This window comes from Paenibacillus sp. 7541 (assembly GCF_002276395.1).
GTDB lineage: Bacteria > Bacillota > Bacilli > Paenibacillales > Paenibacillaceae > Paenibacillus_AQ > Paenibacillus_AQ campinasensis.
Window position 1 is genome coordinate 129,006 of record NZ_NQLZ01000026.1, and the last position, 13,771, is coordinate 142,776.

Annotated in this window: 15 protein-coding genes; 10 read left to right on the forward strand and 5 right to left on the reverse strand. The window is 52.9% G+C overall.

Annotation, left to right across the window (positions count from 1 at the left end):
* Positions 1-85: 85 nt before the first annotated feature.
* From CHH75_RS16570 to CHH75_RS16585, 4 genes are all read left to right on the forward strand, one after another.
* The gene (locus CHH75_RS16570; RefSeq protein WP_095266593.1) at positions 86-424 is read left to right on the forward strand and encodes an STAS domain-containing protein; all 339 of its coding nucleotides are present in this window, start codon (positions 86-88) and stop codon (positions 422-424) included.
* 16 nt (positions 425-440) lie between these two features.
* Positions 441-890 (forward strand): anti-sigma B factor RsbW, encoded by a 450-nt coding sequence (rsbW, locus tag CHH75_RS16575; RefSeq protein ID WP_095266594.1) that lies wholly within the window; start codon positions 441-443, stop codon positions 888-890.
* The gene (locus CHH75_RS16580) at positions 887-1,657 is read left to right on the forward strand and encodes a sigma-70 family RNA polymerase sigma factor (protein ID WP_095266595.1); all 771 of its coding nucleotides are present in this window, start codon (positions 887-889) and stop codon (positions 1,655-1,657) included. Before rsbW ends, CHH75_RS16580 begins: the two co-directional genes overlap by 4 nt.
* Before the next feature lie 141 nt (positions 1,658-1,798).
* The gene (locus CHH75_RS16585) at positions 1,799-2,779 is read left to right on the forward strand and encodes a magnesium transporter CorA family protein (protein WP_095266596.1); all 981 of its coding nucleotides are present in this window, start codon (positions 1,799-1,801) and stop codon (positions 2,777-2,779) included.
* A 95-nt stretch (positions 2,780-2,874) separates the two neighbouring features.
* On the opposite strand, the gene CHH75_RS25335 is transcribed toward CHH75_RS16585, so the two are convergent.
* From CHH75_RS25335 to CHH75_RS16600, 3 genes are all read right to left on the reverse strand, one after another.
* The gene (locus tag CHH75_RS25335; RefSeq protein ID WP_244908246.1) at positions 2,875-3,324 is read right to left on the reverse strand and encodes a DUF5665 domain-containing protein; all 450 of its coding nucleotides are present in this window, start codon (positions 3,322-3,324) and stop codon (positions 2,875-2,877) included.
* 123 nt (positions 3,325-3,447) lie between these two features.
* A complete protein-coding gene (locus CHH75_RS16595; protein ID WP_095266597.1) occupies positions 3,448-3,855 on the reverse strand; it encodes a YtxH domain-containing protein in 408 nt (135 codons plus the stop codon).
* Positions 3,856-3,923: 68 nt separating this feature from the next.
* Complete coding sequence (locus tag CHH75_RS16600) at positions 3,924-4,181, reverse strand: GlsB/YeaQ/YmgE family stress response membrane protein (protein WP_095266598.1); 258 nt, start codon at positions 4,179-4,181, stop codon at positions 3,924-3,926.
* A gap of 266 nt (positions 4,182-4,447) precedes the next feature.
* Between CHH75_RS16600 and CHH75_RS16605 the strand changes: the two genes are divergently transcribed.
* A complete protein-coding gene (locus CHH75_RS16605; protein WP_095398698.1) occupies positions 4,448-5,167 on the forward strand; it encodes a pirin family protein in 720 nt (239 codons plus the stop codon).
* 178 nt (positions 5,168-5,345) lie between these two features.
* On the opposite strand, the gene CHH75_RS16610 is transcribed toward CHH75_RS16605, so the two are convergent.
* A complete protein-coding gene (locus CHH75_RS16610) occupies positions 5,346-5,567 on the reverse strand; it encodes a DUF1128 domain-containing protein (RefSeq protein ID WP_095266600.1) in 222 nt (73 codons plus the stop codon).
* A 176-nt stretch (positions 5,568-5,743) separates the two neighbouring features.
* Between CHH75_RS16610 and yyaC the strand changes: the two genes are divergently transcribed.
* The 5 genes from yyaC to CHH75_RS16635 all read left to right on the forward strand — a co-directional run bounded on the left by yyaC (position 5,744) and on the right by CHH75_RS16635 (position 13,366).
* Positions 5,744-6,283, forward strand: coding sequence for a spore protease YyaC (yyaC, locus tag CHH75_RS16615; RefSeq protein WP_095266601.1), 540 nt, complete (start codon positions 5,744-5,746; stop codon positions 6,281-6,283).
* 71 nt (positions 6,284-6,354) lie between these two features.
* Positions 6,355-7,149: an alpha/beta fold hydrolase gene (locus CHH75_RS16620; protein WP_095398699.1), complete on the forward strand. Its 795-nt coding sequence runs from the start codon at positions 6,355-6,357 to the stop codon at positions 7,147-7,149.
* Between the two features lie 340 nt (positions 7,150-7,489).
* Positions 7,490-8,296 (forward strand): DUF6483 family protein, encoded by an 807-nt coding sequence (locus CHH75_RS16625; RefSeq protein WP_255223047.1) that lies wholly within the window; start codon positions 7,490-7,492, stop codon positions 8,294-8,296.
* Between the two features lie 220 nt (positions 8,297-8,516).
* Positions 8,517-9,707, forward strand: coding sequence for a class I SAM-dependent methyltransferase (locus CHH75_RS16630; RefSeq protein WP_176475597.1), 1,191 nt, complete (start codon positions 8,517-8,519; stop codon positions 9,705-9,707).
* A gap of 1,328 nt (positions 9,708-11,035) precedes the next feature.
* Positions 11,036-13,366, forward strand: coding sequence for an O-antigen ligase family protein (locus CHH75_RS16635; RefSeq protein WP_095398700.1), 2,331 nt, complete (start codon positions 11,036-11,038; stop codon positions 13,364-13,366).
* Here the strand turns inward: CHH75_RS16635 and CHH75_RS16640 are convergent.
* Entirely contained in the window at positions 13,340-13,654 is a 315-nt protein-coding gene (locus CHH75_RS16640) for a hypothetical protein (protein ID WP_095266610.1), read from the reverse strand. The two genes, CHH75_RS16635 and CHH75_RS16640, sit on opposite strands and share 27 nt — an antisense overlap.
* Positions 13,655-13,771: the final 117 nt, after the last annotated feature.

Consider the following 13,771-nt stretch of genomic DNA (forward strand, 5'->3'; position numbering starts at 1 on the left):
AGTGGCTGATTCGTTGCTAAGTTGTTTCAATCTGCCCCATAACGGGTTAATTTGTAGGGAAAACAAATTTCGGGAGAGAGTATCTATGAATACAAAAACCAACGATAAATTCAATGCCACAACGAAGATGAGCGAAGGTGGAAGCACAGTATATTTGAGCGGCGAACTGGATTTGTCCGTTGCTCCTGATTTTCGCCTGGTGATGGAGCCTTTGGTCGGCAATTCGGAAATTGATCTGATCGTCAACATGAAGGAATTGACATACATTGACAGTACAGGAATTGGTATTCTTCTGTCGATCTTGAAAGCCAGACATGGGATGAAGGCAAATTTTGCTGTGGAAGAGGTTCCTGCGCAAATTCAAAAGCTGTTTGATATGACGGGTATTGCGAAGTTCTTTCAAGCACAGAAGAATTCCCAATAGGAAAGGATCGAAAAGAATGAATTCAGAAGTACAAAGAGTTACGCTAAGTTTGCCTGCCAGTGCCGAATATGTGGATATTGTGAGGTTGAATTTATACGGGATTGCCTCGAAGATGGGTTTCTCGTATGAAGAGATTGAGGATATGAAGGTGGCGGTGTCGGAAGCCTGTAACAACTCGGTGCTATATGCATACGGACAGAAAGGCGGAATGGTCGAGGTTGTGTTTGAAGTAGCCGGTGAGTCATTGTCCATTACGGTCAGAGACGAAGGGGAGAGTTTCGACGGTGTGGGAACGGCCGGAAACCGAACGCTCCATGATAAAGATCTCAATGAGGTGCAAGTTGGAGGCCTGGGCTTTTATTTGATGGAGGCTCTCATGGATGAGGTCAACGTGACCAATGTGACTGGAAAGGGAACCGTGGTCACGCTCATCAAGCGACTTGCAAGAAGCGAGGAGCATGTATGAATGATAAAGTGACTCCCCCAGAGTCCAGAGATGAAGCGGTTAGTCTGATACGTCAGTATCAGGAAACGAAAGACAATGAGATTGCTACCGTTCTCATCCAGAAATATGAGCCTATGGTCAAGATGGCTGCGGGCAAAATTGCCCGAAACCGTCCGGATCTATATGAGGATCTTTATCAAGTGGGGCAAATGGCATTGATTCGTTTGCTTCAGCAATACGACATCAGCTTGGGTATTCCGTTTGAACCGTATGCGATGAAAAGCATGATCGGCCATATGAAAAATTTTCTCCGCGACAAGTCCTGGTACATTCAAGTGCCAAGACGGATTAAAGAGAAGGGCGCTCTAGTACAGCAAGCGATTGACGAACTAATGGTCAAGCTTGAACGGTCCCCGGATGTTAAGGAAATCGCCGATTATTTGGATCTGTCCGTGGAGGAGACAGTTGAAGTGCTGGCCGGACGCGAGTGCTACCATTATGTCTCCCTGGATTCACCGCTGTCTCAGGAAGAGACCGGGGCCACGCTGGGTGAACTGATCAGCTCGGATGTGGACGATTTTGATTCTGTCGAAAAGAGAATGGACCTCCAGCAGGCGATGAGCCAGTTGAAGGAACAGGAGCAGAAAGTGCTGTTGCTCGCATTCCAGGAAGGACAGTCCCAACGCGCCATCGCCCAAAAGCTCGGCGTATCACAGATGAGCGTGTCCCGTATTCAGAAACGGGCAACCGAGAAACTAAAACAGATTATGTCGAACTCATTGTATTAATCAGGAACGGACAAGCTTTCTTGCTAGGAGATCATGAGGTACATATGCACGCTATTCCGATAATAAGGGATTGGCGTGCTTTTTTTGAAGGCAAATCATGGGATATTCCGTGCGCCGCCGAGGAAAGGAGTGAACAACACCATGCTTGAACCTCATATGAAAGAAGGGCAGGACATATATTCGCTCGCAGGAGGGTGGGAATGGCATGACATTCGTGCCCGGAAATGGGACTCTCCGCTCCTTGGCGAGCTGCGTACACGTTATCCGGCGACGGAGGACTGGCTGGATAAGGCGCCATCGCTGCTGGATCGGAATTATTTGTCGGTCCGGTTCGAGGAAGGGGTGGAGCCTGTCATCGCCGGCGCTCTTCTATACAGAGTGACTTCCGAGGATACCGAGAAGAGGGAGCTGAAACAGTTTTATTTCCACGTGGACCGACACGTGCTGATTACCCTGAATCTGGATGAGGATACACGCAGGACGATGCTTGCAGCCGACCGCATATCGATGCTTCATCAATGCCAGAGGCCGATTGACGGGATGTGTGTTCTGGCGAGAGCCATCCTGCATTATTATCATGCCGGAATGGATCGGTTCGAAGTGAACCTGCGCGCGGTTGAAGAAGACATGCGGACGAGGAACCGGCGCACCCTGATGGATCAAATCCTGACAGCCCGCTATGAGTTGCTGGATTGGAGCAACCTGTTCATTCCGTTTCAGGAATTCATCGCTGCGGCGAAGGAAGGCTATCATGACGAACTGGAGCAAAGCCGTCCGTTTCATCATCTGTTATATCGGGTGGAGCGGATGGAGAAGCTGCTGCGCCATTATGAACGCGAGATTGAAGCACTTGTATCGATCGATGATGCGATATCCGGATTCCGGGGCAACGAGATTATGAAGACGTTGACGATCATGACCGTCATTTTCACGCCGGCGACGGTAGTCGGGGCGATCTGGGGGATGAACTTTGAGAATCTGCCGGTCATTCATGTCGGTTGGGGTTTCGCGTCGGTTATGATTTTTACGCTGTTATGTACAGCGGGAACGTATCTATGGATGAGGGCAAAGGGATGGACAGGAGATTTGCTTAAAGTCAAATCGAAGAACAAAAATATATAGGCCATACATACAAAAGGCCCGGAATCTCACATGCAGTCAAAGAGATTTCGGGCCTCGTGTGTATCAGGACAAATGACGGATCAAGGAATGCGCGATTATCTGGACTGCTGGACATAGCCCTGCAAATCGGAAATAAAGTCACCAATCATCGGCATATCCACAAACAGGCTGAGGAAGTAACCGAGCAGACCGAGCACGAGCGCCGTACCGAGGGTCAGGCCAAGTCCCCGTGCGAGACCGGCGGTGAGATTGGCAATGATCCGTTTTTTTGGATTCATGTAGTTTTCGATCATATCTTTCATCTGCGATTTCTCCAGCGTTTCGGCTATGGAATCAAGGCGAGTATTCAGCCGCCTCACCTCATGCCGCAGCTCGAATGGATGCTCATTCAATTGGGCCTCTCGTTCATCGAGCTTCCGCTGATCTTGCTCGGTGTCAGAACCAGTGTGCTCACGGCTGCGAAGCTGGCGAGAGCGTGAGTCATCCCGCTTCATTCCGCGATCGGAAGGCGCGCTATGGCCTGGATAAGGATTGACCTTACTCATGGCAATTCCCCTCTTTCTATTGTAATGTCAAGTTGGTTGCGAAATCGTTCCATCATCTGACAGTCGTGAAAATAGCCAGCTGAGTAAGCTGGCTAGAGTCGTTTAATACCTCAATTGAGCGAATTAATGGTTAGGCGTCTGTTTCAACTCTTGGGCAACGTCCGTGGTGGCGTCAGCTGCTTGATCCTTCACATCTTTCGAAGCTCGGGTTGCCTCGTGGGATACATCAGCTGCCGCTTCCTTCACAGTGGACATGATCTGATCCCGGCTCTCACTGACCGTGGACATAACATCAGAGGCTTTGTTGGACACGGTTTTGGCAATCTCCGTTGCTTTGGTGCCGACCGTGCTGCAGACCTCCTTCGTTTTATCCGACACAACCGCCAGCTTGTCGGACAGATCCCCGCGCAGCTCGCGTCCCGGCTTAGGAGCAAAGAGCAGGGCCGCCGCCGCTCCGACCAGCGCACCGATAAACGCTCCTTTCAGAAAAGAGGATCCGCCTTGTTGGTATTCCTGTTCCATGTTGCTCATAATGTTCACACTCCTTATTTTTTATATCATGATAAGAAAGCTGTTCCTTCGGGTAACTTGGTTGCGATTTAAGCAGCACGTCTGAGCATTCGGGCGACAAATCCAAGAAGGAACACGAAGAGTGCAGTTCCTAGAATCGCCGGAAGGATGGCGAATCCGCCAATCTCAGGCCCCCACGCGCCGAACAACCAGGTGCCGACCCATGCGCCGACGAAACCGGCGATCATGGCACCGATGATGCCGCCCGGCATATTATGACCGGCCAGAGCGTCGCCGATAATTCCGATAATGATGGCCATAACGATGGTGATTATAACTCCCCACATTTCTATCGCCTCCTTATTCAGAGCTTTGATTGTCGTGCGGGCTTGCTTATCTCGTATTTAAACGAATGACATCGTCCTGAAACAACAGCCTTTACGTGAATGAGCGCCGTCCCGCGCGGTTCTTTGAGGGCGGACACAGCGCTGTGTCCCACTGAATTCGGAAGGTAACGCTCCCGATTCGGTACAGGGAACGGGCATATCTATCATGTTGATTAGAAGCAAAAGGGCAGGGGTATGTAGTACATAAAACGCGGAGGTGAAAGGTCATGATTAAAGTGATGACATCTGCCGAGAGACATACTGTGCATAACGGAGGAATTCACGGGGAATTCAGCTTTTCGTTTGGGGAATATGAGGATCCGCATAACGAGTTTTTTGGCAGTCTGCTCGCGCATAATGAATATGTATTGGAACCGAAGCAGCGGATGGAGCGCAGCTACCATCATGATTTGATCATGGTGTACTTTGTTTTGGACGGGACGCTTTCCTATGAAGATGATACAGGCGAGCGGATCGAACTGGGGCCAGGCTCCGTCTACGTGGTCAACACCGGTACGGGGGTAGCCCATACGCAGAAAAATGAGGACGAAACCAGGTCGGTTCGTTATCTTCAGCTGTGGCTCTTGCCGGAAGAGCTTGGCCAGGAGCCGACCCATCATTACGCCGAGTTCTCAAGAGAGCAGCGGCTGAATCAGCTGTTTCCGGTCGCCTCGGGCGTCAAGGGGGAATCCGGAGCAACCCTTCAACTGGATGCCAGATTATACAGCACGATATTGGAAACCGGAGGCCGTGTCAGTCACTCCGTCGCGGAGGGACGAAGAGTGCACTTATATGTGGTGAACGGGAACGTCGAAGTGACGACCGATGAAGGCGTATATCAGCTTTCATCCGGGGACACCGCCCGCATACACCAATGCAAGGAGATTCAAGTAAAGGGAATTGCTGCGGAAGGTGCCTCTGAATGGATCGCGATTGACTTGCCTTAGATTCATGTGCCTTCATCGCTAACCGGAACAGGAGTGCAATAAGCCCCCGAAGAGCTCAGGCGGTGATTCCGCTAGAGCTCTTCGGGGGCTTTGTCCTGTGAAGGCCATTGATGATGCAGTGTGGCATCGCTTATTCGCTATGAATCGGTGTCAGGGATGCCGGGCTGCAGATGTGTGCCTATCCGCGAAGTCGGCCGAGCTCAGATACAACAGCTTCCACTTCCGATATGCTCAGATTGTCCTTGCCAATCACCATATCATACAGATCGCGAATATCATCATAATGGTTGACAGAGAATGCTGAAGCCTGCATGGCTGCTGCTGAAGCCATCCGCAGCTTGGATTTGATCGATTCAATCATATATTCGACGTTTGCTTGGCTTTTCTCATTGAGATCCATTGGGGTACCACCATCCTCTCTACCCGGATTATCCTCATGTATTGTACCATGCTCTTTGCCGCTCAGACCAATATTTTTGCCAGATCGGGCAGCCTTAGGTTAAAATCAGGTGAATCCCATTTCTATTACAGAACATTTTAATATAATGAGTGCGAACATGGAGAGAGGAGGGCGTAATGAGCCAATCTGTGGAAGCTGTTCGGGGAGAAGCTGCTGTCAAAATGTCAGGAGCTCGTCTGCAGCAATTTTTTATGGAGATTTCCAGTCGCTATAAGCCGGATCAAGTCACGTTTGTCTGTATTGGAACCGACCGGTCCACCGGCGATGCACTCGGGCCCCTTACCGGAAGCAAGCTGCTGGAATGCGGGTTTCCCCATGTGATTGGGACGATGCCGGAGCCTTGTGATGCGCGCAATCTGGAGACGCGGCTGAAGGCAGTTCCTCAAGGACAAGTGCTGATTGCCATCGATGCCTGTCTCGGTCATCCTTCATCCGTAGGGCATTATCTGGTCTCGAACGGGGCGCTCCGGCCAGGTCAATCGGTCGGCGAGAAGCTGCCGGCTGTCGGAGATTACAGCCTGGCGGCAGTGGTCAACGTTCACGGTCCGAAACCTTACTGGACGCTTCAGGTCACGTCCTTGCATCAGGTGATGACGATGGCCGCCGAGATTGCCAGGTCGGCCGCCGCCGCTTTCGGGCTTGCAAGCGAGCACTAAAGCGTTTCAATATTGCTGTTTCGGTTTAATAGACATCATTCTATTATCGCAGGTAGAAAGAAGGTAACGTTATGGAAAAAGTACAGTGCAACGGAAGCACGATATGTTATGTAGATCAAGGCCAAGGCCAGCCGCTGATTCTTTTGCATGGCTTCTGCGGCAGCTCCGCTTACTGGGAGCAGGTTCTCCCGCATCTGGCCGGCTTCAGAGTCATCGTGCCGGATCTGCGGGGACATGGGCGCTCGGATGCACCTGTCGGCCCTTATACGATTGAGCAAATGGCAGATGATGTTCTGCATTTGATGGATGAGCTTGGCATCCCTTCCGCGGTACTGCTGGGCCATTCGCTTGGCGGGTACATTGCGCTGTCTTTTGCCCAGCGCTATGCTGCGCGTCTGAAGGGCTTCGGTCTTATCCACTCCACGGCTTATCCGGACTCGGAGGAAGCGAAGGAGAAAAGATTGAAGGCTGTCAGCACCATTCAGAATGATGGCATTACAGCGTTTGTCGACGGGCTCGTGCCCGGACTGTTTGCTGAAGGTGCCGAGAAGACGATGCCGGAATGCATTCAGCGCGCCAAGGAGATCGGATACCTTACGCCACCGCAAGGAGCGGCTGGGGCGGCGATGGCGATGCGAGAGCGCCCGGATCGCCGGGCCGTACTGAATGCTTCAGTGCTTCCGATTCTGCTGGTAGCTGGCGAGAAGGACGGACTGGTTCCGGTCGAGCGCACCTTCACCGCAGATCATGAACCCGTGACACAAGTGGTCATCGAGGGTGCGGGACATATGAGCATGATGGAGGCGCCGGAGAAGCTGGCGACCGCGATTCGGTCGTTTATGGACAAGGTTGCCGCAGCTACATAAGCGGCGACCTGGGTGCAATAACACAAGAGCTTAAATGAAGATAGTTCGTTGCAGATGGAAATAAGAGATAGCTTGTTGCAGCTGTAGGTAGCTTGTTGCAGCTAAAGGAAGCTTGTTGCAGCTGTAGGTAGCTTGTTGCAGCTAAAGGAAGCTTGTTGCAGCTAAAGGAAGCTTGTTGCAGCTAAAGGAAGCTTGTTGCAGCTTAAGGAAGCTTATTGTAGCTTAAGGTAGCTTGTTGCAGCTGAAGGTAGCTTGTTGTAGAAGAACATAGCTCGTGTATTTATTAGATCAGTCAGAAGGCTCTGGCTGATCTTTTCTGTGTGTGGGTGGAAATCGCTGGATGGAAGCTAACAGCGCCCCCGGAAGAACGCCGGGGTGTGCTGCCTGGGGCTCGCTTCCGCAGAACGGGGCGACTGGAATTATGGTGTTGAATCGCCTACAATCTAAACATAGAAAAAGCATGCTAGGTGAGGAAGGGGACAAGAGGATGTATCGCAGGGATTATCTTGTTCGTCTCGTTGAGGACATGACCAAGCTGATTGCACATGTATTCAGGCTCAAGCAGGAACGCAAGCATACCGAGGCTCTGCAGAAGGTGGAGGATCTGCTCCGGCGGCAATTTCGTCTCAATTCCAAGCTGCTTGGTTCGCTGTCGGCTTCCGATATTGAAAAGCTCTTCCATAATCAAGGCTTTCTGGATGCAGACAGTCTGCAAAGTGCAGCAAGGATGCTGGAGGAAGAGGCGGATATTCTGATGGACATGGGCCGTGAAGAAGAGGCTGTGCTTCATCTTACCAAGGTGCTGGAGCTGTATTTGACCGCGATTCTGCACGGTGCTGACCGCAAGCTGCTTGGACTGCCGCAACGAATTGCGGATGTAAGGGACAAGCTGCGTGCTTATGCCATGCCGGTATCTGTGGAACGGCTGTATTTTACATATACGGAGCAAGAGGGGGACTTCGCCGAGGCGGAAAATACACTGTACCGCCTTCTTGACCAGAACGGGATGGCCCCTGATGAAGCGCGTCAGTTTTACCAGCGGCTGCTTCAATTGGAGCCTGAAGAACTGGAGCGGGGTGGCTTGCCCCTTGATGAAGTATATGAAGGGATGGCAGAGTTGGATCGGCAGTATGCGGACAGCATATAGTGTGTAGCGCACAGAGTATACAGTATAGAATATCGCCCGCCTGTAGGATATCGTCTGCAGAACATCGCTGTAGAATATCGTCTATGGGATATTGTCTACGGGATTATAGTCTATAGGAGATCGTCTACGGGACAGCACTATTGTCTATAGGTTTGTAGAATGGTCTACACTGGCACGTGACCCACTGCACTTGGTTTTACTATCAATTGAAGAAAGCGAGATGTACCTCTTGGAATCACTGAGAAAACTTATCCATCACATCATGAATGACAACGCGTTGATTACGGCAACATTAAGTCAGCTTCGCAAGCGCGAAGGAATTGATTATACCAAGGTGACCGTCAAGCCGGTCGAGCTGAAAAACAAGCTTCATTACCAATTTGCCTACTACTCGGCGAACAAGGTGACACATCAGAACGTGGCCAGTGAAGAGGCAGAAAGCCTTCTGATCGACATGTTCGAGAACATATTCCGTCAGGCGGTCATTTTTACTCCCGATGCGGACTACCAGGTGCTGATCTCGAAAAAATACAAAGTCTCCATCTTGACCAAATCACCAACCAAATCGAAGCCGGATTTGGCGCATAACCGCAAGAAAACTTATATTTTGGAGGAAGGCATGCCGGTTCCATTCCTGGTCGAGCTCGGCATTATGAACGAGGACGGCAAGGTGTTTGCCCGCCGGTACGACAAGTTCAAGCAAATCAATCGCTTTCTGGAGATGGTTGAGGATGTGCTTCCTCATCTGCCTGAGGATCGTCCGCTCACGATTGTCGATTTCGGCTGCGGCAAATCGTACCTGACCTTTGCCCTCTATCATTATTTGGCGATTCAGTCTCGCCGGACGCTGAATGTTGTCGGATTGGATCTCAAGGCGGATGTAATCGAACACTGCAGTCTGCTGGCGAAAAAGCTGAACTATGACAATTTGCAGTTTCTTGTCGGCGACATTGCGGAATATGATGAACTGGAGCAGGTCGACATGGTCGTCACGCTGCATGCTTGTGATACGGCAACGGATGCAGCACTCGAAAAGGCGGTGCGCTGGGGCGCCTCCGTCATTCTGTCGGTTCCGTGCTGCCAGCATGAGCTGTTCCAGCAGGTGAACAGTCCCGTGATGGAGCCGCTGTTGTCCCACGGCATACTCAAGGAGCGTTTCTCGGCACTGGCAACCGACGCCATCCGCGCCAAGCTGCTGGATCTGATGGGCTACAAGACGCAGCTGCTGGAATTTATCGACATGGAGCATACGCCGAAAAACATTTTGATCCGTGCCGTAACCGGCTCCGCCGGCGAGCGGGAGAAGCTGTGGCAGGAATATGTCGCGTTCCGGAATTTCCTCGGAGCGAAGCCCTACCTTGAACGGGCCTGCCAGGACCTGCTGCCAGCAGAAGTGCCGGATTCCAAATAGCGCTTTTGCCGCAACAGGAAGGCGAATGAGTCAGATAAATAAATGATGGACCGGGAGGCGTAAAGCTTGCCGGTTTTTCCCGTCTACAGCGGCGGATTCGCACATGTTTCCCGTGAGCCTTGCATCATTATCCCGTTAGCTCAGGAAGGGGAATTGGGTTTTAAACAATGTGGGATTTGAACGATATGGGCTTGAACGATATGTGATCTAGTTTTGAACTGTTTTGTATCCGTATTTGGACTACTGAGCAATCCTTGCCATACTGACACCCCTTTAATACTCAGAATCACTACTTTGAAGTACTTTAAATCACTATAAACAACTATAAATAACTATAAATAACTATAAATAACTATAAATGTATATAAATCACTACAAATCACTACAAATCACTACAAATCACTACAAATCAACTTGAATTAATCTAAATAAACTTAAATAAATCCAAATTACCCTAGATTAATCAGTATAACTCTGAATTATTCGGTATTTATCTAAATTAATCAGTATAAATATGAATTACTCGGTATTAATCTAATTTACTCAGTATTACTCTAAATTAATCCGGATTAATATGAATTAATCTGAATTACTTAACCCACCATAAACCGCCTTTTCATAACCTCGGCCTACTCCGACTCTTGAAATTTCCTTTTCAACGGTCTCTGAACACTCCTTGCACGATCTGTGAAGATCTTTGAACCGTGGTTGAAAGGTAATTTAATTAAATCGTATCTGAACCGTGGGCTGGACCGGGAATTGAAGCGCCGATGGGACGACGATGAACTTCGTCAAACCACCAACCATGCAGCACTACGCGTCACGGAGCTCTTTTCCTGCTCCAATGCATCACCACCCTGAACGAAAGGGATAATGATGCAAGAAATGAGCCGACAATGCACCTCGTCAAACCACCGATCATAGGGCCCTACCCGTCATGGAGCTCTTTTCCGTGCTCCAACGCATCACCACCCTGAACGAAAGGGATAATGACGCAAGAGATGAGCCTACAATGCACCTCGTCAAACCGCCGACCATGCAGTCCAACCCGACACGGTGTTCTTTTCCTGCTCCAACGCATCATCACCCTGAACGAAAGGGATAATGACGCAAGAGATGAGCCGACAATGCACCTCGTCAAACCACCGACCATGCAGTCCAACCCGACACGGTGTTCTTTTCCTGCTCCAACGCATCACCACCCTGAACGAAAGGGATAATGATGCAACAGTCGAGGGGGAAAGTATAGGCCTGATCCTGGACGTTCACAATGATGCTGTAGGCATGAAATCGAAGATCAGATCATGGTGCAATGGGGGCATTGAGTAATGGATGCGAGGCATCAGCTGATAAAGGGATGGCGGCAGGCAGGGGGCTGGTGTCTGACAGCGCTTATGCTTGCCGCTTGTGTAAATACAGGACTGTTTTTTGATAGCGATATGTACTTCATCGGCATGATCTGGTTCGGGATGCTGCTCATTTGGAGTGTGGCAGGAACTGCCCTGAACCGAGGAGGCAATGCCTTATATCCCGGTCAAAGCGATATGCTGGGGCTTATTGGGCTTGCCGGTATCATGCTGGTGTACGCTCTGCATCTATTGCTGAGCCCGCTGTCGGTGAACGGAACGGTTAGCGAGCTGCTTCGTTTTGCCATGTACAGCTCCTGTGCCGCTGTTCTATGGCTGCTGGTCCGCCATCCGGAGGGGCGGAAGGTGATTGCGGCAGGATGGCATGCCGCAGGGGTGCTCTTATGCGGCAGCGCATTGCTGGCCGTATATGGGGTGGTGGAGCTGCCGTATGCGATCTATCATACGGCGAATGCGGACATTAGCGCGACTGGCGCGCGACTGGGCGGCCTGCTCCAGTACCCGAACACATTCGGGGCGGTGATGGCCGCCTACCTGCTTGAGCGGCTGTTCGCGCTCCTGCCCGTCCTGCGATCGCGGACGGGCCCGCTGCCAGCGGCTGCGCTGCTGCCGCTGTTGCCCTATGCCGCCGCGCTGCTCCTGACGGAGTCGCGCGGCGCATGGCTTGCGGCCGCGCTTGCTGGCGCGGCCGGCCTGGCCCGGGAGCGGCGGGCGCTAGCGCCGCTCCTCGCCGCAGCAGCCGCGCCTATGCTGGGCGCGGCGCTGCTGTATCGCCAGCTGGCAGATGCCAGGCTGGCGCCGGTGGTGCTGCCCGGCCTGCTGTGGCTGGCCGGGCTGTGGGCCGGCAGCGTGCTGGCCGGCCGGCTGTTGTGCCGCCTGCTGCAAGGCGGCGGCACGAGCGCTGTCGCCGCGGTGCGTGGCGACAGCCTGCCAGCGGCTGCTTGCGCAGGCACAGCCATGCGCAAGCGCACGGGCGCCGGCAAGGCGCGCCAGGGCGAAGCGTGTACGCCTGGCGGCGATTCACGCGAGCCTTGCCCTTGCCGCGCGCCGACCGGTGCACAGCCCGTCGCGGACTGGCGACGGGCACTCGCCCGGCGCAGCCGCCGCTTGGGCCCGCTTGCCGCGCTGGCGATCGCGGCGGCGGTCATCGCGCTTACCGCCGCTGCGGTCATGCTGCAGGTACGGTCCCGCGTCACAGGCGGCGCAGCTACGCTGGGCGCGCGGGGCCTGATGTACCGCGACGCATGGGAGCTGGCCAAGACAAGCCCATGGCTTGGCCAGGGCGGTGACACCTGGCGCTTGTCCTATCGCGCGGTGCAATCCGAGCCCTATGTGGGAAGCGAGGTTCATAGCGGCTACATGAACCTGCTGCTTGATACCGGGGGGATCGGCTTGCTGCTCATATTCTGTATGACAGGCGGGATGCTATACCGGGTTGCCCTATGCCGCCCGCGGCTGCTGCCGCCTCTGATCGTGCTGCTCGGACATGCGCTCATCGATTTTGACCTGAGCTACGGGCTCGTGTGGCTGCTGATTGTATGGCTGGCCGCGATGGGGATGTATGCGGAGCCTAGAACGGTTCAAGCGGGAGAAGCCCGGATCGGAGAAAACAGGACGGGAGCCAACCGGTCGGGCGCTAGCGGGCAGAGTGAGGGACAATATCGGATGGGAGATACGGGGCCGCTTCCTATCATGCTGCGGGCAGTCTGGTTGTCCGGCGTGCTGCTGATGGGGAGTCTGGCTGCTTTCCTCTGGGTCAGCGAGGTAAAGTACGAGGCGTCGCTAGATGCGCCGATTCAAGATAAAAGAGAGCTGCTTGCATCCTCCCTGCGCTGGAACCCATATAACGAGGCGGCGGCGCTCCAGCTCGCCGAGCTGCTGCCGCTCAGGGAGCGAATTGTAATGCTTGAGACAAGCCACGCCTATTCGCAGCGCCATCCCGAGCTAAGCTGGAAGCTGGCGGAAGCCTATTCTTTCCTGGGAGATGCCGAGGAAGCTGTCCGCTGGTTCCGGCAGAGTCTGAACCTTGATCCTTATCACACCGACAAGCAGGCCCGTGCCGTTATCCGGCTGGCCTGGCTGGCGGAATGGCAAGGCCTGCAGGGGCTCGAAGGCCCCTCCAGAATGGCAGCGAGGTCGGCGCTCGGGCTCCTGGCGCAGTATCGGGCAGCCGTAAATTCTCTTATGCAGCAGCCGAAGCTGCATAACGACAGGAAATTCCGGCTTTCGCCTCTGGCGGAGCATCAGCGTAAACGGCTTGCGGAGTTAGCCGCCAAAGGCATCCCGGAATGACGCTGCGAGCTGTTTCTCTGGCACCTGCCACAGTTCGGCAAGCTCGCTGCACACTTCCTTTTCCCACCAGTCACAGAGCAGCTTTTTGTTGCTGTAATTTTCATAGATCCATATCAGATTGCCAATGACTTTGCGGTAATAGAGCTGTTCACCCTCCTTGATCAATTCAGGGCTGATGTACAGCTTGAGACGTTTGACCGTCCGGTACAGCTCTTTGCTGCATGCGCGGCGGATGCTTCGCGGCGAAGGGGGCTTGGCGCCCGGTTGCTTCGGATGGGGAGAATACATAGCCTACTCACTCCTTTTGCTACACCATATGTCCGGGCGCGGGCGATAGCCACGGCTTTGCCGTGAATTGGGCGCGGATGGAGGGGCCTGATCGGGTTCGACCCGAATGTACTAATT